Raw genomic sequence first — 21,062 nt, 5'->3', positions numbered from 1 at the left:
TACAAAGGCTGTCCGCCTGCGGCGAGTTCCAAGAGATGTTTTTCAGGGACTGAAAAGTCCTTTTTCCTTAGGGGTGAAACACCTTGGCCAAGATTCTCGTGGTTACATCCGGCAAGGGTGGTGTGGGTAAGACCACCACCAGCGCCGCTATCGGTACCGGCCTCGCTCTGCGCGGCCACAAGACAGTCATCGTCGACTTCGACGTCGGTTTGCGTAACCTCGACCTGATCATGGGCTGCGAACGCCGCGTGGTGTACGACTTCGTCAACGTGGTCAACGGCGAAGCCAACCTGCAACAGGCCCTGATCAAGGACAAGCGCCTTGAGAACCTGTACGTATTGGCTGCCAGCCAGACCCGCGACAAAGATGCGTTGACCAAGGAAGGCGTAGGCAAAGTCCTCGCTGAACTGAAGGAAACCTTCGAATACGTGGTGTGCGACTCCCCGGCCGGCATCGAGACCGGTGCTCACCTGGCGATGTACTTCGCCGATGAAGCCATCGTCGTGACCAACCCGGAAGTGTCCTCGGTACGTGACTCGGACCGCATGCTCGGCCTGCTGGCCAGCAAGTCCCAGCGCGCCGAAAAGGGTGAAGACCCGATCAAGGAACACCTGCTCCTGACCCGTTACAACCCTGAGCGCGTCAGCAACGGCGAAATGCTCGGTGTTGAAGACGTGAAGGACATCCTCGCAGTGACCCTGCTGGGCGTGATCCCGGAATCCCAGGCCGTGCTGAAGGCATCCAACCAGGGCGTGCCGGTGATTCTCGATGACCAGAGCGACGCCGGCCAGGCGTACAGCGATGCGGTTGATCGCTTGCTCGGCAAGACCGTGGAACATCGCTTCCTCGATGTAAAGAAGAAGGGATTCTTCGAGCGTATCTTTGGAGGCAACTAAACAATGAAATTTCTCGACTTCTTTCGCGCCAACAAAAAGCCAAGTACCGCGTCGGTAGCGAAAGAGCGTCTACAGATCATCGTGGCGCACGAACGCGGCCAACGCAGTACGCCGGACTACCTGCCAGCCTTGCAGAAGGAACTGGTCGAGGTGATCCGCAAGTACGTCAATATCGGCAACGATGACGTGCATGTCGCCCTGGAAAACGACGGCAGCTGCTCGATTCTGGAACTCAATATCACCCTGCCTGATCGTTGATCGAACAGGCGGCCGCCACGGCGGCTCGTTCATCCTGATCCCTGTTTGGGCGACGGATGGGCGAGCCGCCGTTGGCGTTTGTTACGAGGCTGTTTAATGCCGCTGTCCAATATCCACATCATTCATCAGGACGACGCTGTCCTGGTGGTGAACAAGCCGACCCTGCTGCTCTCGGTGCCTGGCCGCGCCGACGACAACAAGGACTGCCTGATCACCCGCCTGCAGGAAAACGGCTACCCCGAAGCCCGCATCGTCCATCGCCTGGACTGGGAAACCTCAGGGATCATCCTGCTGGCCCGCGATGCCGACACGCACCGCGAACTGTCCCGCCAGTTTCACGACCGTGAAACCGAAAAAGCCTACACCGCCCTGGCCTGGGGCCAACCGGAACTGGACAGCGGCAGCATCGACCTGCCCCTGCGCTACGACCCGCCCACCAAGCCGCGCCATGTGGTGGACCACGAATTCGGCAAACACGCGCTGACCTTCTGGAAAGTGCTGGAGCGTTGCGGCGACTGGTGCCGCGTGGAGCTGACACCGATTACCGGGCGCTCGCACCAATTGCGCGTGCACATGCTTTCCATCGGCCACCCGCTGTTGGGCGACGGCCTGTACGCCCACGAACAAGCCCTGGCCGCCTGGCCGCGCCTGTGCCTGCACGCGAGCATGCTCAGCTTCACCCACCCGCAAAGCGGCGAGCGTTTGCGCTTCGAGTGCCCTGCGCCTTTTTGAAGTGAAATCCGGTCAACTGTGGGAGCTGGCTTGCCTGCGATAGCATCACCTCGATCTAACTGAAAACCGAGTCGCTTGCATCGCAGGCAAGCCAGCTCCCACACAAGCCAGCTCCCACCATGGTTTTTGTGTTGTGTTCGAGAAGGCAGCTTCGCGCCAAATTCCGAGCCAATACGGTAAACTCCGCGCATTGCTGTCTGGAGCTATTTATGCGCGAAGCGTTGAATCAAGGCCTGATCGACTTCCTCAAGGCCTCCCCTACTCCTTTTCATGCCACTGCTGCCCTGGCCCAGCGCCTGGAAGCCGCGGGTTACCAGCGTCTCGACGAGCGCGAAACCTGGGCCACCGAGGCCAACGGGCGCTATTACGTGACCCGCAACGACTCCTCGATCATCGCCTTCAAGCTCGGCCGTCACTCGCCGTTGCAGGGCGGTATCCGCCTGGTCGGCGCCCACACCGACAGCCCGTGCCTGCGGGTCAAGCCCCAGCCCGAGCTGCAACGCCAGGGTTTCTGGCAGCTGGGTGTCGAAGTCTACGGCGGCGCGTTGCTGGCACCGTGGTTTGACCGCGACCTGTCCCTGGCCGGCCGCGTGACCTTCCGCCGCGACGGCAAGGTCGAAAGCCAGCTGATCGACTTCAAACTGCCCATCGCCATCATCCCCAACCTGGCCATCCACCTGAACCGTGAAGCCAACCAGGGTTGGGCGATCAACGCCCAGACCGAGCTGCCACCGATCCTCGCGCAATTTGCCGGCGACGAGCGCGTGGACTTCCGCGCCGTGCTCACCGAGCAGTTGGCGCGGGAACACGGGCTGAACGCCGACGTGGTGCTCGACTACGAGCTGAGCTTCTACGACACGCAAAGCGCGGCGGTGATCGGCCTCAATGGCGACTTCATCGCCGGCGCGCGCCTCGACAACCTGTTGTCGTGCTACGCCGGCCTGCAAGCCTTGCTCACCAGCGAAACCGATGAAACCTGCGTGCTGGTGTGCAACGACCACGAAGAGGTCGGCTCCTGCTCGGCCTGTGGCGCCGATGGTCCGATGCTGGAACAGACCCTGCGCCGCCTGCTGCCGGAAGGGGATGAATTCGTACGCACCATTCAGAAATCCCTGTTGGTCTCTGCGGACAACGCCCACGGCGTGCACCCGAACTACGCCGAGAAGCACGACGCCAACCACGGCCCCAAGCTCAACGCCGGCCCTGTGATCAAGGTCAACAGCAACCAGCGCTACGCCACCAACAGCGAAACCGCCGGGTTCTTCCGCCACCTGTGCATGGCTGAGGAAGTGCCGGTGCAGAGCTTCGTGGTGCGCAGCGACATGGGCTGCGGCTCGACCATCGGCCCGATCACCGCCAGCCACCTGGGCGTGCGCACCGTGGATATCGGCTTGCCGACGTTTGCCATGCACTCCATTCGCGAGCTGTGCGGCAGCCATGACCTGGCGCATCTGGTGAAGGTGCTGGGGGCGTTCTACGCCAGTCGCGATTTGCCCTGAGACCGCGGCGCGGCCATCGCAGGCAAGCCAGCTCCCACATTTGATTTGTTTACACATTCAAATGTGGGAGCTGGCTTGCCTGCGATGGCGATCTCCCGAACACCCCAAGGCTATCTGACACACATCAACACCATTTCCCGCAATCCGACCTAGACTTGTCAGTATTCCCACTCCGACAAGGCCGTCGCACCATGATCTCCATGTCCTCCTTCCACGCCATGCTTATCCCGATCCTGATCGGCATGATCATGCTGGCCGTGGGCTTCAACTTTCGCGACAAGCCCCTTGGCGTGTTCGGCATGTGGATCGGCATGCTGCTGATCCTCGGCACCGTGGTGTACAAAATCCTCGCCAAACTGGCCGAATGACCCCTGCCCTCGTACACTCGGTCAACCCGTCGTGTTCAAGGTTGACCGCCTAGTGTTCTCCCGCCTGCTTGCCCTGCCCTGCTACCTGCTCATCGCCCTGCTCACCTTGCTGCCGCTCGCGCCTGCCCACGCCGTGGGCCTCCCCGGCTTGCTCGGCAGCGGCAACAAAGCCCAGCCCCAGGCCGAAGTGCCGCTCGGCCAGTCGCTGGACGAGGTGATCAAGACCCTGGAAAACGACCAGCAGCGCACCCAGCTGCTGAGCGATCTGAAAAAACTGCGCGCCGCCACGCAAAAAGCCCAGCCCGCCGCCGAAGAAGGCGTGCTGGGGTTGATCGGCGGCACGCTGGCCAATCTGGAAGCGCAGTTTTCCGGGGCCGACAGCCCGCTGGGGCGCTGGTCCGATGAATTCGAGCAAGCCAAGGATGAATTCAGCGCCCTGCTGCTGCCGGCCAACGAATGGCTGCCGATCATTTTCGGCTTTGCCTTGATCCTGGCGGTGTGGAGCCTGCTGGCCTATGCGCTGATCTGGCTCAGCCACCGCGTGCGCGAGCGTTTCGGCCTGCCCGAAGAGCTGCCGCAACACCCACGCACCTGGGACATGGTGCGCTTCGCCCTGCGCAAACTGGGGCCATGGCTGATCGCGTTGGTGATCACGGTGTACCTGAGCTACGTGCTGCCGTCGTCCCTGGGCAAATCCCTGGCGATGGTGCTGGCCTATGCGCTGGTGGTCGGCACCTGTTTCTCGGCGATCTGCGTGATTGCGTTTTCGGTACTCGACGGCCCGCACCGCCATCGTGCCCTGTATATCCTGCGCCACCAGGCCTTCCGCCCGTTGTGGTGGATCGGCAGCTTTGCCGCCTTCGGCGAAGCCTTGAGCGACCCACGGCTGGTCCAGGCCCTGGGCCAGCACCTGTCCCACACGGCGGCCACCGTTGCCAATGTGATGGCGGCGTTGTCCACCGGCGTGTTTATCCTGCGTTTCCGCCGGCCGATTGCCCACCTGATCCGCAACCAGCCGCTGTCGCGCCGCCTTACGCGCCGCGCCCTGAGCGACACCATCGAGATCATCGGTTCCTTCTGGTACATCCCGGCCTTGCTGCTGGTGGGCATCTCGCTGTTCGCCACCTTTGTCTCCGCCGGCGACACCAGCACCGCGTTGCGCCAATCGCTGTTGTGCACGGTGTTGCTGGTGTTGTGCATGGTGATCAACGGGCTGGTCCGGCGTCACGCGCTCAAGCCTCAACGCGGGCACAAGCGTCATGCGCTGTATTCCGAACGCCTGAAAAGCTTTGTCTACACCCTGGCCCACTTGGTGGTGTGGCTGGTGTTTATCGAACTGGGCCTGCGGGTGTGGGGCCTGTCGCTGATTCGCTTTACCGAAGGCGACGGCCATGAAATCAGCGTCAAGCTGTTCGGCCTGGCCGGCACGTTGCTGTTTGCGTGGCTGATCTGGATCCTCAGCGACACCGCGATCCACCACGCCCTCACCCGCTCGCGCAAAGGCCTGGCGAATGCGCGCGCGCAGACCATGATGCCGCTGATCCGCAACGTGCTGTTCGTGACCATCTTCATCATCGCCGCCATCGTCGCCCTGGCGAACATGGGCATGAACGTCACGCCGCTGCTGGCCGGTGCCGGTGTGATCGGCCTGGCCATCGGCTTTGGCGCCCAGTCGCTGGTGGCGGACTTGATCACCGGCCTGTTCATCATCATCGAAGACTCCCTGGCCATCGACGACTACGTGGACGTCGGCGGCCACCTCGGCACCGTCGAGGGCCTGACCATCCGCACCGTGCGCCTGCGCGATATCGACGGCATCGTGCACACCATTCCGTTCAGCGAAATCAAGAGCATCAAGAACTACTCGCGGGAGTTCGGCTACGCGATCTTCCGGGTGGCGATCCCGTACAACATGGAAATCGACGACGCGATCAAGCTGATGCGCGATGTCGGCCAGAAGATGCGCAACGACCCGCTGCAACGCCGCAATATCTGGTCGCCATTGGAGATTCAGGGGGTGGAGAGTTTTGAGTCGGGCAGCGCGATCCTGCGCGCACGGTTCAAGACGGCGCCGATCAAGCAGTGGGAAGTGTCGCGGGCGTTCAACCTGTCGCTGAAGCGGCATCTGGATGAAGCGGGGTTGGATCTGGCTACGCCGCGCTTGAGTGTGCAGGTGGTGACGGGGGCGTCGGGCGGGCTGGAGAAAGAGAAAAATACCTAACAGGCAACGCAATCTTAATGTGGGAGCTGGCTTGCCTGCGATAGCGGTCTATCAGTAAGAAATGTGGGGCTGGCCCACCGCTATCGCAGGCAAGCCAGCTCCCACATTTGATCTGCGGCGTCACTCAGCCTGCGATCGCAGCACCATCCATTTTCTGGCGCAGGCTCAACGGGCGCATATCGGTCCAAGTCTCTTCGATATAGGCCAGGCACTCTTTCTTCAAGCCGCTCTTGCCCACGGTGCGCCAGCCTTCCGGCACGGCTTTGTAATCGGGCCAGATGGAATACTGCTCTTCATGGTTGACCACTACCTGAAACAGGATGTCGTCGCGGTCAAATACTGAGGTCATTGCTGTTCTCCATCGCTAAAAGGCTGGCTGCGCACCACGCGCAGCGCTGATATCTGTAGAAACGTACAGAGCCGCAGAAAAATTAGAGGCTGGTGACCGCTGCGCCCAAGGCGCGGCCGAAGATTTCGGCCACCCGGTCCACTTCAACAGCGGTGATCACCAGTGGCGGCAGGAAGCGCACCACACTGCCATGGCGCCCGCCCAGCTCCAGGATCAGGCCGCGCTTGAGGCATTCGCGTTGCACCAGCGGTGCCAGTTGGCGATGCACCGGCGGGTGGCCCTGGCTATCGACGGCGCCTTGCGGGTCGACCAACTCCACACCCAGCATCAGCCCACGCCCGCGAATATCCCCCAACTGCGGAAAGTCGCGTTGCAGGATGCGCAGGTGTTCACCCAGGCGCTCACCCATGGCGGCGGCATGGCCGGCCAGGTCGTGCTCCTTGAGGTAGCGCATCACCGCCGAACCTGCCGCCATGGCCATCTGATTACCCCGGAACGTCCCGGCATGCGCGCCCGGCAGCCAGGTGTCGAGCCAGTCGCGGTACACCACCACCGCCAGCGGCAGGCTGCCGCCGATGGCCTTGGACATCACCACCACATCCGGGATGATGCCGGCGTGTTCAAAGGCGAACATTTTGCCGGTGCGACCAAAACCACTCTGGATTTCATCGACGATCAACGCCACGCCGGCGCTCTCGGTGATGCGGCGCAGGCCGCGCAGCCAGTCGAGATCGGCCGGGATCACGCCGCCCTCGCCCTGCACCACTTCGACAATCACCGCCGCTGGCAGCAATACCCCGGCTTCCGGGTCGTTCAGCAGGTTTTCCAGGTAATGCAGGTTGACCCGCACCCCCTCCGCGCCACCCAGGCCGAACGGACAACGGTAGTCGTAAGGGTATGGCAGGAATTGCACGCCATTGCTGAGCAACGCACCCAAGGGCTTTTTCGGCCCCAGGCTGCCCATCAGGCTCAAGGCGCCCTGGCTCATGCCGTGGTAGCCGCCCTGGAACGACAGCACCGTGCTGCGTCCGGTGGCCGTGCGCACCAGCTTCAACGCGGCTTCCACCGCATCCGTACCGGTGGGCCCGCAGAACTGGATTTTCGCTTGCTGCGCCAGCTCTGGCGGCAGCAGGCCGAACAGGTCCTGCACAAACTGGTCCTTGACCGGCGTGGTCAGGTCCAGGGTGTGCAACGGCAACTCGTCGCTCAACACTTGCTGGATCGCCGCAATCACCACCGGGTGGTTATGCCCCAGCGCCAGGGTGCCGGCGCCGGCCAGGCAGTCGATGAAACTGCGGCCTTCCACGTCTTCAACGTAGATGCCCTTGGCCCGCTTGAGCGCCAGGGGAATGCGCCGCGGGTAACTGCGGGCGTTGGATTCCTGCTGGCGCTGGCGGGCCAGCAACGGAGAATCGTCGAACTGGTAGAGCGTTTCGTGAAGCGGGGTGTCTTCGATATGGCTGATAGCGACGGACATTACTCGATCCCTCATCTGATTCCTGTTCTGGAAACGCACCAGCGGGGGGAGGATTTAGGCCTGTGGTCGCTAAAAAGCCAGAGTGGGCAATGACATCCCCCAGGCAGACACAAATCCAAACTGTGGGAGCTGGCTTGCCTGCTCCCACATTTGGACCGGGTTCGGCACAAGCGACGTGTATGCGGTCAGAGGCTGCGGTACTTTTCGTTCAGGGCATACAAGATCGCGCAGGTCTGCGCATCCAGGAACCCGCCATAATCCCGCGGCCGAAAGTGCATCTGGAACGCCCGCGTGCGCTGTTCAAACGCCCGCCGGTTCTGCGCAGGCTTATAGCCGTAACGCTGAAACGCCCGCTCCACCTCGACCTCCGGCGGCAAGCCGAGGCAAAACCGGCGCTGGTACATTGCCCGCGTCGACTCATCGAACCAGGCGCCGATCCCCGCCTCATGCAGGCGCTGCCACGGCAGGCGCGGGCCGGGATCACTTTTGCGCCAGTACGCCACGTCCGAATGCCCGAGGATGTCGCTCGGGCCGATCTGCGGATAACGGCCAAGAATGTCGCGCACCAGCGCGATCAATACATCGATCTGTTCCTCAGCGTACGCAGGAAAAGTGAACACGCCACCGTCATCCCGCGCCAGGTTGACGATTTCGATGCCAATCGCGCGGCTGTTGAGGTTGTCCCGACCGCCCCACTGGCTGACCCCGGCATGCCAGGCGCGCTGGCCTTCGTCCACCAGGCGGAATGCGCGCAACTCCTCATAACCGGCGGCGCGGTAGCTGGGCTCATCCGGGTCGGGCACCAGATAGTGCGCGCTCACGCCATCGCGCGTCAGGGTGCGCAGGGATGAGCCAAAGGGCGCGGCGGTGTAATGCAGGATCAGTTGGCGCACGGTCTCGCCGTTGCGTTGATTGAAATCCTTGGAGGGAAAACTGGTATCGATCACCAACATGAAAGCTGTCCTTTTCAGTCCAGGCCGAATCATTCAGCCCGTTCAAGCGCAAAAAAATTACCGCCATCCTGAAGGGTTGAATGCCAGGCGGGCGGTAATTATTTGGGACTTGAAAGAAAAGCTCAGCGCCTCAGCGGCATGCCCAATTCGACACGCAAGCCATCGGCCCGGCTGTCGAACTTCAACGAGCAAGAGCAGCGCTGCACGATCGCCTGCACGATCGCCAGGCCCAGGCCGCAGCCTTCGCTGTTGCCATTGCGCCAGAAACGCTGGGTCAGGTATTGCAGGTCCTCGCTGGAGATCTGCTTGCCGTGGTCACGCACGCGGAACACCACCTGCTCGGCATCGGTGAATACGTTCAGCTCTACGCGTGTATCGGCGGGTGTGTGGCGCAAGGCGTTATCCAGCAAGTTGCGCAGGGCCGCGACCGCCAGGCCCACCGGCATTTCCACCGGGGTGTCGACGAGGTTGTCCGTCAGGGTCAGGTCGATGCGCCCGTTGTCGCCGGCGTTGGCGTCCTGGATGGCCAGTCGCGCGACTTGCTCGGCGCTGGATTGCAAACCGTCGTCAAACGACAGGCTGCCTTCCACCCGTGCCAGCAACAACAGTTGCTCCAAGGTACGGTGCAGGCGATCGGCGCCCTCCTCGGCATGGGCCAGGGATTGGTCGCGGGCCGCGCCGTCGGTCATGCGGGCCACTTGCAGGTGGGTCTTGATGGCCGTGAGCGGGCTGCGCAGTTCGTGGGCCGCGTCGCCGGTGAGGCGGCGCTCGCGTTCGATGGCCTTGGCGATACGCTGGAACAGTTGGTTCTGGGTATCGAGCAATGGCTTGAGTTCGCTGGGCAGCGGGTGGATCTGCAACGGTTCCAGGGAGTCGGCACTGCGCCGCATCAGCGCATCACGCATGCGGTTGAGCGGCACCAGGCTCTGGCCGATGCCCAGCCACAACAGGCACAGGCAACCGAGCATCGCCACGCCCACCGGCACCGAAGCGGCGAGCAGGATCGACAGGTTCAACGCCTCGCGCTCCACCTGGCGGTCAGCGGTGGTGATCAACAGATCGCCACGGGACAAGGTGAAACTGCGCCACGCCGCACCGTCAATGACCTGGTCACGAAAGCCGCTGCGCATGGACTCCAGGCCCTCGTCCGGGGTCGTGTGGCTGCGGGCCAGGACTTCGCCGCGCAACGAACTGACCTGGCAGGCCATGCCGCCCGGCACATTCAGCGGCTTGGCGCCAAAATGCTTGCCCACACTGGAACTGGCCAAGCCCGGCATCTCTTCCATCAACCCGGCGACCATGCGCGCCGAGGCCACCAGACGCTGGTCGAGGGAGAACATCATCTGGTTGCGCAGGTCGTTGAGCATCCAGGCCGCCGCCAGGGCCCAGATCAACACAAAGGCGGCGCCCAGCTTGAACGTCAGGCGCAGGCGCAGGCTTTTCACGACGCATCCTCTCCGCCATCCGCCGGGCCCAGGCGGTAGCCGAGGCCGCGCACGGTCTCGACGATGCCGTTGCCCAACTTGCGGCGCAGGTGGTGGATATGCACGTTCAACGCGTTGCTTTCCAGTTCGTCATTGAAGCCGTAGACGCTGTCCTTGAGCTGCTCGCTGGACAGCACGCGGCCCTTGTTGTGCAGCAGGGCTTGCAGCAACGCCTGCTCGCGGCGGGACAGGTCCACCGGCTCGCCGCCCAGAAAGGTCTCGCGGCTGCTCGGGTCGTAGGCCAGGCGGCCATGCTCGATCAGGTTGACGCTGCGCCCGGCCATGCGCCGTAACAATGTTTGCAGGCGCGCGGCCAGTTCGCGCAGGTCGAAGGGCTTGAGCAGGTAGTCGTCGGCACCGGCTTGCAGGCCGTCGACGCGGTTGGTCACGGAATCCCGTGCGGTAAGGATCAGCACCGGAATCTCCAGGCCCTGGCTGCGCAGTTGCTGCAACAACTTGAGGCCATCTTCGTCCGGCAAGCCGAGGTCGAGCACCATGATGTCGAACGTCGCCGCCTTGAGCATGGCCCGTGCAGCCGCCGCCGTGCCCACGCGCTCCACGGTAAAACCCTGGGCGGTGAGGCCGGCCACGATGCCGCTGGCGATCAGATCGTCGTCTTCGCAGACCAGTACGTGCATGCTGAACCCTTCATGAAAGATGGCGTGATTAAACGTGCAGCCGATTAAGTGCAGATTATGCCGCTAAAAGATCCATGCTCAGCGATTCCCTACACTCTAGAATAGCGCCGGTTAATCATCGGTTAATCAACGCCACACATTGTGTGCCTCACTTGCATCGAACTAAGGCTTGACCATGCGGCATCTGTTTATCTTTCTGCTGGTGTTGTTCGCGGGGTTCGCCCAGGCCGCGCCGGGCAATCCGTTTGAGACAAAACCCGACTTCCTCCCGGTGGCCAAGGCCTTCACCTTTACCTCCGAGCGCCTGGAAAGCGGTGAGACCCAGCTGTATTGGCAGATTGCCGACGGTTACTACCTGTACCAGCAGCGCATGAAGTTCGACGGCCTGGCCGAGAAGCCTGTGCTGCCGCAAGGTGAAGCCCATAGCGATGAGTTCTTCGGCGAACAGCAAGTGTATCGCCAGGGCCTGGAAGTGAAAATTCCCGCCGGTGTCACCGGCAAGGTCAAGCTGGGCTGGCAAGGCTGCGCCGATGCGGGCCTGTGCTACCCGCCGCAATCGATAACGGTGGACCTGGGTGGGCCGGCCACGCCAGCGGTGAGTAGCGGTACGGCCGACGACCAGAAAATCGCCCGATTCCTCAGTGAACGGAACCTGTTCTGGAGCTTGCTGGCTATTTTCGCGCTCGGCCTGGGCCTGGCGTTCATGCCCTGCTCGTTGCCCATGTTGCCGATTCTTGCCGGCCTGGTGGTAGGCAGTGGTGCCAGCCCGCGACGCGGCTTTGCCCTCGCCGGCAGCTACGTGGTGTGCATGGCCCTGGTGTATGCCGCACTGGGCGTGGTGGCGGCCCTGCTCGGCGCCAACTTGCAGGCGTGGCTGCAGCAACCCTGGGTGCTTGGTTCCATCGCGACGCTGTTTGTATTGCTGGCGCTGCCCATGTTCGGCTTCTTCGAGCTGCAACTGCCGGCCTTCCTGCGGGATCGCCTGGACAACCTCAGCCGCCAGCAAAGCGGCGGCAGCATGGTCGGGGCCGGCATCCTCGGCGCCCTCTCCGCCCTGGTGGTGGGTCCCTGCATGACGGCGCCCCTGGCGGGCCTGCTGCTGTATATCGGCCAGACCGGCGACGTGGTGTTCGGTGGCCTCGCGCTGTTCACCCTCGGCATCGGCATTGGTGTACCGCTGCTGTTGCTCGTCACCCTGGGCAACGGTGTGCTGCCCAAGTCCGGCAGCTGGATGAACCTGGTCAAGGGCATCTTCGGCTTCCTGTTCCTCGGCAGCGCCGTGCTGATGATCCGCCCGGTGATCGATGCCAGCCTGTGGCTCGGCCTGTGGGGCGCATTGGCGCTGGTCATGGCCTACTGCGGCTGGACCCTGGCCCGCGAATACGGCCTGGCCGCCAAGGTGTTCGGCGCCGGCTCCCTGGTCCTGGGCCTGTGGGGCACAGTGCTGGTGGTGGGCGCCGCCGGTGGCAGCGATGACCTGTGGCAACCGCTGAAGGTCTATGGCGGCTCGCCGGTGGCGGCTGCACCCAGCGCCCACGACGCGTTCATGACCATCAGCGACCCGGCCGTGCTGCAAAGCCAACTCGACAGCGCCAAGGCCCAGGGCCAGTGGGTGCTGGTGGACTACTACGCCGACTGGTGCGTGTCCTGCAAGATCATGGAAAAACAGGTATTCGGCAAACCCGAAGTAATGGCCGCGCTGAAAGACGTGCGCCTGCTGCGCCTGGACGTCACCGCCGACAACGCCGCCAGCCGCGAACTGCTCGGCCGCTACAAAGTGCCCGGCCCGCCGAGCTTCGTGTGGATCGGCCCGGACGGTGAAGAACGCCGCGCCCAACGCATCACCGGCGAAGTGGATGCCGCCGCCTTCCTGCAACGCTGGACGCAAACCCGAGACGCCCTCTGATGTTGACCCTGACCATCGGCACCTTCGCCATCGCCCTGAATCACCTCCTGCTGATCAGCGCGCTGATTCTCGCCACCCTGGTGGGTTGGCGCGTGGCCAAGCGTGGCGGTGAGAACCCGGAATCGGTGCTGTTCAGCCTGTTCCTGCTGGGCATGCTGGTGGCGCGGCTCAGTTTTGTGCTGATGTACTGGAACGACTACAGCCACGACCCGCTGCTGATGGTGGATCTGCGTGACGGTGGATTCCTCGCCTGGCCCGGCATTATCGCCCTGGTCCTCGGCGCGCTGGCGTACGGCTGGCACCGTCCGGCCCTGCGCACGCCGCTGGGCGCCGGTGTGATCAGTGGCCTGGTGTTCTGGGGGCTGACCAGTTTGTCCCTGAGCCTGTACGACAAGGGCGCACAACTGCCGGACATCACCCTGCGCAACGCCAGCGGCGAAACGGTGCAACTGGCCGATTACAAGGGCGGCCCGCTGGTGATCAACCTGTGGGCCACCTGGTGCCCGCCGTGCCGCCGGGAAATGCCGGTGCTGGAACGCGCGCAGCGCCAACGCCCCGACGTGACCTTCCTGTTCGTCAACCAGGCCGAAAGCATGCAAAGCGTCAGCACCTACCTCGCCACCCAGGGCCTGACCCTCGACAACGTGCTCTTCGACGCCAGCGGCCGCCTCGGCCAGGCCGTGGGCTCGATGGCCTTGCCGACTACGCTGTTCTACAGCGCCGACGGACGCCTGCTCAACAGCCACCTCGGTGAACTGTCCCAAGCCAGCCTGGCCCGTGCCATGGAACCCTTCGACACCGCCCCACAAAGGAAACCCACATGCCAAGCCTCCGCCACCTGCTGACCCTGCTGCCGCTGACGCTCGCGGCCACCCTGGCCCAGGCCGAAGACTGGCCGGCGCCGATCAAACAGATCGAAGCCAAGGGCGCCAAGATCCTCGGCAAGTTCGACGCCCCCAGCGGCCTCACCGGCTACGCCGCGCAATACCAGAACCGCGGCATGGCCCTGTACCTGACCGCCGACGGCAAAAACGTGCTCGCCGGCAACCTGTACGACGCCCAAGGCAACGACCTGAGCAGCGCGCCCCTGGAAAAACTGGTGTACGCGCCCATGGCCAAGGAAGTCTGGGCCAAGATGGAAAAAAGCAGCTGGATCCAGGACGGCGACGTCAACGCGCCGCGCATCGTCTATCTGTTCAGCGACCCCAACTGCCCGTACTGCAACATGTTTTGGGAACAGGCGCGGCCATGGGTCAAGGCCGGCAAGGTGCAGTTGCGCCACATCATGGTCGGCATCATCCGCGAAGACAGCGCGGCCAAATCCGCCGCGCTGTTCGCCGCCAAAGACCCGCAAAAGGCCCTGGAAGAACACGAAGCCGCCGGCAAGGGCAGCAAGTTGCAGGCGCTGGCAAAGATCCCGGCGAATATCGAGGCCAAGCTGGATGGGAATATGAAGTTGATGGATGAACTGGAGTTGTCGGCGACGCCGGCGATTTTCTATCTGGATGACAAGGGTGGGTTGCAGCAACAGCAAGGGGCGCCGTCGCCGGAGAAGTTGGTGAAGATACTCGGACCGAAATAGTGCCCGTATCTGCCAAAAGAATGCCCGCAAAAGCGGGCATTCTTTAAAGGCCACCAACGAATCGCCAGTCACTGAAGCTAAATCAACACCAACCATTCAATCGCGATGACATATTTTGAAGTTATCGATAAATGAGTAGTCCTGGGTAAGAATTGTTATCCAGGCAATCACCGGTCCCGACGCTGCCTGATAATCAACCCAGAACCCCCCTGCCAAACCTTGAGGATAGTCGAGCACGCTAATAACACTACCGTCTTCGCCGTAGACGGTCACCGTTGCGGGCTCATGCATCCAGCCCCAACCGAACTTGAAAGACTCCAGTAAATGGTTGAAATCAACCCGGAACAGTTGGGGCGGGTTCTGAGCTGCATTATTGATGCATACTCCAAAATGATTGCCTGACACAAAATCATTATTGGCATACCTGACAATACCCGCTATCCCCGACCCCGATTGAAAGCTGACCTTCATCAATGACGTCTGGAAACTGCCGCCTGCACTAAAAGTACCCAGCGGCAGTGACTCGAAACGTTCTATCTCGCAGATCAGAGGGCGCTTGATGATCAGGTTCAGCGCAGGGAATTCGATCCCTGCACTTTCCTGCCCACTACCGTCTGCCGTCACGATACAGGTTACCGCCAGACTCGAGCCATGCCTCAACATCTCAAGCACGTCGCGGCTCAACGTCACTGCCAACCCGTTGTCGACTTCATCAGATGTGAGCGACCGGCTTTGCGCGGCATAGAACGTGTGGGCACTTCCATCCTTCCTGGTGCCCGTGCACTTCAGCCAATATCGCTGCCCTGCCAAAGCAAACCACCAAGACAGGACGGTGATAGTGGCGTCCCCCGGAAAGGTCGTCAAATCCAGGAATCCACCTTGAGTCGCTGGCGGTGTCGCTTGAGGCACCACTGGTGTTGGCAAGCGCACTGGCTTACTAATCCCCAACTCCAAATCAGCCGAAGTCTGCTGCTTGCACCGGCTGGTAACGCTGTAGCGGATCGGCACAGTCTTGCCGATGCCGTGAATCACCGCCTCGCGCGGGATCCGGAAGTCCACGTACCCCGGCGTGATATTCCCCGGTTTTGGCTCCAGCACCAGGCACTCGCCCGCCTGCTCCCAACACAACTCGATGCGGTGATGAGGGCTCATACCGTTATATCCCACCCGTACGGTCACGCCCTCTCGACCGTTCCATACCGTCAGGTGGTTCCCCACCGCCTGAAGCACTTGGGGAGCCAAAAGCACCAGGTCGGCCTGGACCATTTGCAGTTGCAACGGCCGGAACGCAATGGCACCAGCCAGTTCTGCCAAACCTTGGAAGTTCACAGCGAAATGAAGTTCGAAAACCACGCAGTCGGCCAGCTGTTCCAGTTCTTCGCGCGCCAGTAGCGCGTTGACCCCGCCGCTCACCCACTCGGGCTTGATGGGCTCGGCGACCAGGATATCCCAGTGAACCAGGCTGCCGTCCTCACGTTGGCCAACGATCCACATCCAGCAGGTCTGTCCCGGCGCAATGTAATCCCAGATGGCGACCGTCGCAGTGGCGTGCCCCGAGAAGTTGTTGAGGCACAACTTGCCGCCGGTTTTTTCCTCGACGTCGATACCACTCAAGCCGGCAGGTTCAAGGACTTGAACCATCAACGTCGGCGACGGCCACAACCGGCCGCGCAAGACGGTATACGAGATTTCAACCGGGAGGCCGAAGTTGGCACTGATCGCCGACGCCGGCACAGAGAATACAAGTTTGGTCTCACCATCCTTCACGTCCTGACAGACCGGCGCCGGCGTCCCCAGGCCCGGTGTCCCTTTGAATTTCACGCACACATGATCTCCGCGTTGCATACCGTCATACGTCACATCGATATGCGCCCCGTCAACGGTATTCGTCGGGTTGACTAACCAGCCCTTCCCCTCGACATACGCCGCTTCACGCAGCGTGGGCTGCAACAGTTTCAGTTCCGGCTCGCCCAGCCGCAGGTTCGCGGTAGCGCGCGGGATTTCATGGGCATTGGCCGGGATGTGGGAAATGCTGGGGTCTTCCGGCGCGGTGCCATGCGCACCATCGAATATGACGCCAGAATGCAGCGTTACCGACGACCAATCTTCGTTTGCAGCCAACCACTCGCGCAGAATCTCCAACAGGAAGCAGAAGCCTTGCTGTGCCTCTTCGGAGGTCACCACATGGTCTTCAAGAACCCAATGAAAACGCCGAGGCGTCAGGTGCTCGTTGCCAACGGCCTCGACCCACAACCGCTGCCCGGCGGCAATGAACGGCTAACCGCACAATTGCACGTGGGCATTGCCAGGAAACTTGGCCATGTCCAGCCACCAGGAACCCTGGAAGAACGCCAGGTCCAGGAATGTGGGCGCCGGCATGTTGTCGGGATCGATCACTTCGACCGTCAACTCCAACTTCAGCGACTGATCATTGCCACTTTCATACCAAATAGTCACCGTATGGCCGATGCACAAACCAATCACCCAGGCCGGCACCGGCACCTGGACACCGGCGCTGCCAGTGCCTTGCGCGGGCGCGGTGAATACCGGATTGGCCTCCTGGCCCTTGATCGCCCAGGACACCTGGATGTGCGCACCTGCGGCGATGGCGGCAGTGATGATCACATCCGTACCCGCCGTGGAACTCATCGGCGGCAACGTGCTGTTGGCCGTCGCGTTTCGGACCTGCGGCAGCGGGAGTTGAGCACGCACCACGGGGACCTTGACCGGCGCCGCGCCCTTGGACACAGGCGGCAAGGCAGGTGCCGAAGCAGCCCCAGCGGGCTTTTTGGGTGTTTTCGGTTTAGCCATGATGATGCTCCCTTTCAAGAATAGATAACCCGCTGGCCCGCACTTGTGGGCCGATAAACAGGATTATCTAATCCTTCTGGGGTGTGGCTGCCTACTGTCAGAATTGACAGTTCCGACGCAGACCCGGGCGATACCTGACCAACGGAAATGGCGGCGCCTGGACTGACGCCATCGCGGGCAAGCCCGCTCCCACATTGGAATGCGGTCAACCTGTGGGAGCGGGCTTGCCCGCGATGAGGCCTGCCCAGACCATGAAGATTAAAAGCCCTCCAACTCCGCCATCAAATCACTCAACCGATCCACCTTCTCCGCGCTGATCTCATTCGCCGCCAACCCCTCGATATACCCGGCCAGCTCCGCCACCGTGCTGCATTCAAACATCGCCCGCAGCGGCACATCGCGCACTTCAGCCTGTTCATGCAGACGCGCTTCGATTTCCCCCAGTTCGATGCGGTAGCCGCGTATCTTCACCTGATGGTCGATTCGCCCGACGTATTCCTGCACACCATCACTGCGCCGACGCACGAGGTTGCCGGTGCGATGGAGACGCTCGCCCGACGCCCGTAACGGCCACGCACAATTCACCGACCGCGCCTTGCGGCACCAACTCCAGTGCGCCATCGAGCAGGTACAAGCGATTGTTGTCGGTCGGTGTACCAATCGACGCGGAAGAACGCCACGTCATCGGAGCATTCCGCCGGGCCATAGGCGTTGACCAAGCCAATCTGCGGGTAGCGCAGCAACGCCACCGCTTGATCCAGCCCCACGCCGGCTTCGATCAACGCGTGACCCAGGCTGTTACTGCGGCGGTTCAGCTCGTCATAAGTCCACTGCCGGTCCAGGCAACCAGCGACCCCAACTGCCCTTACAGCAACATGTTCAGCAGGCGCGCCCGCGGGTCAAGGGCAGCAAGTTGCAGGCGCTGGCGAAGATCCCGGCGAATATCGAGGCCAAGCTCGATGGGAATATGAAGCCGATGGATGAGCTGGAACTGTCGGCGACGCCGGCGATTTTCTATCTGGATGACAAGGGTGGGTTGCAGCAACAGCAAGGGGCGCCGTCGTCGGAGAAACTAGGCAAGATCATGGGGCCGAAATAAGTTTTCCCACAGGCGAAATACAAGGCCTCCAACTCTCGGAGGCCCTGCACTGGCTACAAGTGGCCATTGCTGATCAAATTTCCTCCACCGTCATCTGAGTCACATCAAAGTCATTACCTGGCGCTATCCCCATCTGACGGTTTTCAAACGTGAGCGACGCCGAACTTGACGCCGCAGTGAAGACGCCTTGGATAAGTTCCCAAGTCCTAGACGGCAACGTTACTGGCGAAACATCCACCCCATCGGCCGTAAGCACCAACCGTGGTTTATTGCCTACCCCACTGTTATCACGAACCCAAGCACTGAACTTGTGCTGACGCCCCACCTCCAGCCCAGTGAATGTCTGAAACAGTTTCACACTTTGCGTGGCTGGATCGGTTGTGTTGGTGTAACCCCAGTCAAACAAGAAATACCCGCTAGGTTTCCCAGGCACTGCACCTGTTTTTTCAATCAGATCCCTGAGGTCCGAAGCACCCGGCCCTCTTTGCCAGCCGTTCCAACCTTTGCCTGCTGGGTCGAAGTCTGTGTGGTGGTAGAACGCCTTACGGAACTCCAGATTCAACACAGGGAACGCAATCGCATTGCTCTGAACACCGCCAACATCCGGCGTCGCTTGGTGTTCGACGACCAGAGGGGTTCTGTTGCGCAGCTTCTCCAACTCTGCACGCGGGAGTAGTTTTTTCAGGCCATTGGAAAGATCACTTGTGGTGATCGGTTCGGCAATCGCCACATTGATGGTGTAAGGGGATCCACTCGCGTCGGCGGTGCCTGTGCATTTGAGCCAACCGATCTGCCCCAACAGCATGAACCACCATTTTTCCACTGTGATATGAGCATCACCGACAAAGGTACGCAGGTCCAAGGTCCCGCCTTGAGTGGCGTGTGGCGTAGCCTCTGTCACCGCAGGCGTTGGCAAACGCACAGGGATACTGATATTCAAGTTCAAAGGCGGTGAAGTCTGTACCTTGCACGCGGTGGTCACGGTAAAAGTGATTTCTACGGTTTTACCGATGCTCTCGATCATTGCATCCGGCGGCAGGGCGAAAATGATAGCCCCTGTGGAACTGCCCGGTTTCGACGCCAACGGCCAGCAAGTGCCATTCGATTTTTTCCAGCAGACACTGATGGTGTGCTTGGCGTGGTTACCCACGTAATCCACCTCGACATGCACGCCGTTGCGCCCATTGTAAGCCGTCAAGTTGGTGCCCACGGCCTCCGTCACCTTGGGCGCGGTCAGGGTCAGAGGCTCCTGCTCGATTTTGAACGTCTGCACAGGAAATGCATGAGCACTCGCCAGATCACACGCCTCACAAAAACTCGCCGAAAAGTGCAGTTCAAACTCGCTGCAATCGGCCAACTTTTTCAGGTCGGCTCTTAGGATGGGCGCATCAACCCCGTTCGCCTTCCACTCGTCTGTAACAGGTGCATCCATCAAAACATCGAATCGGTAAGCAGTACCGTCGTCATCTTTACCAGTGATCCACATCCAGCAACATTTCGAACACTCGGCATAGGCCCAGACAGGCATAAAACCAGTCGCGTCCATTGGGAATGTGCTGAGATCCACTGTGCCGTTAGTTGCTTCTTCAATAGTTGGATGAACGAACCGGGGTACCGATACGCTGACGTCCCGTGCAGGTGATGACTGTTCACTTTCGTTGAATGCAAGGGTGTAGGTCAGCGTCATCGACTCATTGAATAAACAGGCAACGATACAGGCCGATAGTTTGACCGACGCCGGATCCCCATCGTGTTCAATGACCACGCAACCTAGCGGTTTCGTCGCGAATCCCGGCCCGCCCACAAAAAAACAGACGCGATCGCCCGCATAGGTATCCAGGCCGGGAATGTCGACATCGCCCCCCTCTTTAGTGAGCTCGGGATTAAGGTGCCACCCACCGTTGTAGTCCACAGACTGGCGCAGATGCGGAGGAGGCAAGTCCTGGTACGGGTCCACCTGCAGCAGCGTGGTGGTACGCAAGTGGAAATCCTGGGCGTTGATAGGCAGCGGGTTTTCAAGAAGAGGGTCGCCTGGATCAGGAAATACAGGCCTGGTTCCATCCCAAATGACCCCCAAGTGGGCCGTCAGCGCCGAGTAGTCATCCAGCCTGGACATCCATGAGCGTGAAAGAGGAAACCTGAAGACATAACCCGCATGAGCCTCATGGGGCTGTACCACATGATCCAGCGCAATCCAGATGAAGCGATACGGCGCAATGTGCTGGTTACCGGCGACCGTGGCAAACAACCGTTGCCCCGGATAGATTAAGGGCCATGCCTCGATTTTGACGGTTTCATCACCCGTGAAGCTATGCATCCTCAGCCACCAAGTGTTCCACTCATTCTTGGAGTGCTCATACACCGGCCTCGATCCAACCAGATCCCCCTCCCTCAATAACTGAACTTCCAGCTCCAGCACCAGGGACTCTTCCTCTTTGCCCCCCACAATAGCCCTGTACCGCATCAGCACCGTGTGCCCGATCATCAGGCTGAGTAACTGCGGAGAAATCGGGACGACATCATCGCCGTCATCCACAAAGATGGGGTCGAATGCAGGCTCGGCCTGATCCTTGATAGCGATGAAAAATGTGCAGTCCGTCGCCCCCGTAGGTAGCGTCAGCTTGGCCTCAGTCCCATCGATCGCATCCATGGGGTAGAGCACGCTGTTATTGGCTGCGAACTTGACGATAGGAACAGGGAATTGCGCCTTGGGCTTTTTCGGTGGCCGAGGTGCAGTTTTGTCAGGTTGAGGAGATAACGTTTTTTTTGGGATCGGTTTTTTAGCCACG

17 protein-coding genes and 2 pseudogenes are annotated in these 21,062 nt (G+C 61.3%); 10 read left to right on the top strand and 9 right to left on the bottom strand.

All coding sequences use genetic code 11. The annotated features are described in order from the left end of the window. The first annotated feature begins 83 nt into the window (after window positions 1–83). The 6 genes from minD to B348_RS0118345 all read left to right on the top strand — a co-directional run bounded on the left by minD (window position 84) and on the right by B348_RS0118345 (window position 5,974). Entirely contained in the window at window positions 84–896 is an 813-nt protein-coding gene (gene minD / locus B348_RS0118370; RefSeq protein WP_017737535.1) for a septum site-determining protein MinD, read from the top strand. A 3-nt stretch (window positions 897–899) separates the two neighbouring features. After that, a complete protein-coding gene (gene minE / locus B348_RS0118365) occupies window positions 900–1,154 on the top strand; it encodes a cell division topological specificity factor MinE (RefSeq protein ID WP_003175252.1) in 255 nt (84 codons plus the stop codon). Between the two features lie 96 nt (window positions 1,155–1,250). Then, window positions 1,251–1,886: an RluA family pseudouridine synthase gene (locus tag B348_RS0118360; RefSeq protein ID WP_017737534.1), complete on the top strand. Its 636-nt coding sequence runs from the start codon at window positions 1,251–1,253 to the stop codon at window positions 1,884–1,886. 209 nt (window positions 1,887–2,095) lie between these two features. Further along, entirely contained in the window at window positions 2,096–3,385 is a 1,290-nt protein-coding gene (locus tag B348_RS0118355) for a M18 family aminopeptidase (RefSeq protein ID WP_017737533.1), read from the top strand. Window positions 3,386–3,576: 191 nt separating this feature from the next. Beyond that, the gene (locus B348_RS1000000131785; RefSeq protein ID WP_010208820.1) at window positions 3,577–3,753 is read left to right on the top strand and encodes a hypothetical protein; all 177 of its coding nucleotides are present in this window, start codon (window positions 3,577–3,579) and stop codon (window positions 3,751–3,753) included. A gap of 52 nt (window positions 3,754–3,805) precedes the next feature. Next, on the top strand, window positions 3,806–5,974 hold the full coding sequence (locus tag B348_RS0118345; protein ID WP_026136877.1) for a mechanosensitive ion channel family protein: 2,169 nt from the start codon (window positions 3,806–3,808) through the stop codon (window positions 5,972–5,974). Window positions 5,975–6,098: 124 nt separating this feature from the next. Here B348_RS0118345 and B348_RS0118340 read toward each other — a convergent pair whose 3' ends face one another. From B348_RS0118340 to B348_RS0118320, 5 genes are all read right to left on the bottom strand, one after another. Beyond that, window positions 6,099–6,323 (bottom strand): MbtH family protein, encoded by a 225-nt coding sequence (locus B348_RS0118340; protein ID WP_017737531.1) that lies wholly within the window; start codon window positions 6,321–6,323, stop codon window positions 6,099–6,101. Window positions 6,324–6,405: 82 nt separating this feature from the next. Beyond that, window positions 6,406–7,800, bottom strand: coding sequence for an aspartate aminotransferase family protein (locus B348_RS0118335; RefSeq protein ID WP_017737530.1), 1,395 nt, complete (start codon window positions 7,798–7,800; stop codon window positions 6,406–6,408). A 185-nt stretch (window positions 7,801–7,985) separates the two neighbouring features. After that, a complete protein-coding gene (locus tag B348_RS0118330; protein ID WP_017737529.1) occupies window positions 7,986–8,753 on the bottom strand; it encodes an N-acetylmuramoyl-L-alanine amidase in 768 nt (255 codons plus the stop codon). Between the two features lie 122 nt (window positions 8,754–8,875). Next, window positions 8,876–10,198 (bottom strand): ATP-binding protein, encoded by a 1,323-nt coding sequence (locus B348_RS0118325; RefSeq protein WP_017737528.1) that lies wholly within the window; start codon window positions 10,196–10,198, stop codon window positions 8,876–8,878. Beyond that, window positions 10,195–10,875 (bottom strand): response regulator, encoded by a 681-nt coding sequence (locus B348_RS0118320; RefSeq protein WP_017737527.1) that lies wholly within the window; start codon window positions 10,873–10,875, stop codon window positions 10,195–10,197. Before B348_RS0118320 ends, B348_RS0118325 begins: the two co-directional genes overlap by 4 nt. 175 nt (window positions 10,876–11,050) lie before the next feature. Between B348_RS0118320 and dsbD the strand changes: the two genes are divergently transcribed. Genes dsbD through dsbG form a run of 3 tightly spaced genes read left to right on the top strand, consistent with a single transcriptional unit; the run spans window position 11,051 to window position 14,363 of the window. Beyond that, window positions 11,051–12,781, top strand: coding sequence for a protein-disulfide reductase DsbD (gene dsbD, locus B348_RS0118315; RefSeq protein WP_017737526.1), 1,731 nt, complete (start codon window positions 11,051–11,053; stop codon window positions 12,779–12,781). Then, on the top strand, window positions 12,781–13,626 hold the full coding sequence (locus B348_RS0118310) for a TlpA disulfide reductase family protein (RefSeq protein WP_017737525.1): 846 nt from the start codon (window positions 12,781–12,783) through the stop codon (window positions 13,624–13,626). The genes dsbD and B348_RS0118310 overlap by 1 nt, the downstream gene beginning before the upstream one ends. Further along, entirely contained in the window at window positions 13,602–14,363 is a 762-nt protein-coding gene (dsbG, locus tag B348_RS0118305; protein WP_017737524.1) for a thiol:disulfide interchange protein DsbG, read from the top strand. The genes B348_RS0118310 and dsbG overlap by 25 nt, the downstream gene beginning before the upstream one ends. 96 nt (window positions 14,364–14,459) lie before the next feature. Here the strand turns inward: dsbG and B348_RS01000000130110 are convergent, their stop codons facing one another. The 3 genes and pseudogenes from B348_RS01000000130110 to B348_RS0118290 all read right to left on the bottom strand — a co-directional run. Next, window positions 14,460–16,544: a hypothetical protein gene (locus B348_RS01000000130110; protein WP_157356523.1), complete on the bottom strand. Its 2,085-nt coding sequence runs from the start codon at window positions 16,542–16,544 to the stop codon at window positions 14,460–14,462. 96 nt (window positions 16,545–16,640) lie between these two features. Further along, window positions 16,641–17,174 carry a hypothetical protein gene (locus B348_RS0118295; protein ID WP_157356522.1) on the bottom strand — a complete coding sequence of 178 codons (534 nt, stop codon included), beginning with the start codon at window positions 17,172–17,174 and terminating at the stop codon, window positions 16,641–16,643. A gap of 258 nt (window positions 17,175–17,432) precedes the next feature. Then, window positions 17,433–17,917, bottom strand: a pseudogene (locus tag B348_RS0118290) (hypothetical protein); the annotation flags it as partial. 80 nt (window positions 17,918–17,997) lie between these two features. On the opposite strand from B348_RS0118290, the pseudogene B348_RS0118285 reads away from it, so the two are divergent. Beyond that, window positions 17,998–18,273, top strand: a pseudogene (locus B348_RS0118285) (thiol:disulfide interchange protein DsbG); the annotation flags it as partial. 73 nt (window positions 18,274–18,346) lie between these two features. Here the strand turns inward: B348_RS0118285 and B348_RS0118280 are convergent. After that, window positions 18,347–21,061: a hypothetical protein gene (locus B348_RS0118280; RefSeq protein WP_017737519.1), complete on the bottom strand. Its 2,715-nt coding sequence runs from the start codon at window positions 21,059–21,061 to the stop codon at window positions 18,347–18,349. Between the last annotated feature and the right edge of the window lies 1 nt (window position 21,062).

The sequence above is a fragment of the Pseudomonas sp. CBZ-4 genome (genome assembly GCF_000346755.1).
Taxonomy (GTDB): domain Bacteria; phylum Pseudomonadota; class Gammaproteobacteria; order Pseudomonadales; family Pseudomonadaceae; genus Aquipseudomonas.
This window is presented reverse-complemented; position numbering and strand designations above follow the sequence as displayed.

Excerpts from the sequence above, each read along its gene's own strand:
- minE (WP_003175252.1), top strand. The coding sequence starts at position 900 with ATGAAATTTCTCGACTTCTTTCGCGCCAACAAAAAGCCAAGTACCGCG.
- B348_RS0118360 (WP_017737534.1), top strand. The coding sequence starts at position 1,251 with ATGCCGCTGTCCAATATCCACATCATTCATCAGGACGACGCTGTCCTG.
- B348_RS0118355 (WP_017737533.1), top strand. The coding sequence starts at position 2,096 with ATGCGCGAAGCGTTGAATCAAGGCCTGATCGACTTCCTCAAGGCCTCC.
- B348_RS1000000131785 (WP_010208820.1), top strand. The coding sequence starts at position 3,577 with ATGATCTCCATGTCCTCCTTCCACGCCATGCTTATCCCGATCCTGATC.
- B348_RS0118340 (WP_017737531.1), bottom strand. The coding sequence starts at position 6,323 with ATGACCTCAGTATTTGACCGCGACGACATCCTGTTTCAGGTAGTGGTC.
- B348_RS0118335 (WP_017737530.1), bottom strand. The coding sequence starts at position 7,800 with ATGTCCGTCGCTATCAGCCATATCGAAGACACCCCGCTTCACGAAACG.
- B348_RS0118330 (WP_017737529.1), bottom strand. The coding sequence starts at position 8,753 with ATGTTGGTGATCGATACCAGTTTTCCCTCCAAGGATTTCAATCAACGC.
- B348_RS0118320 (WP_017737527.1), bottom strand. The coding sequence starts at position 10,875 with ATGCACGTACTGGTCTGCGAAGACGACGATCTGATCGCCAGCGGCATC.
- dsbD (WP_017737526.1), top strand. The coding sequence starts at position 11,051 with ATGCGGCATCTGTTTATCTTTCTGCTGGTGTTGTTCGCGGGGTTCGCC.
- B348_RS0118310 (WP_017737525.1), top strand. The coding sequence starts at position 12,781 with ATGTTGACCCTGACCATCGGCACCTTCGCCATCGCCCTGAATCACCTC.
- dsbG (WP_017737524.1), top strand. The coding sequence starts at position 13,602 with ATGCCAAGCCTCCGCCACCTGCTGACCCTGCTGCCGCTGACGCTCGCG.
- B348_RS0118295 (WP_157356522.1), bottom strand. The coding sequence starts at position 17,174 with ATGGCTAAACCGAAAACACCCAAAAAGCCCGCTGGGGCTGCTTCGGCA.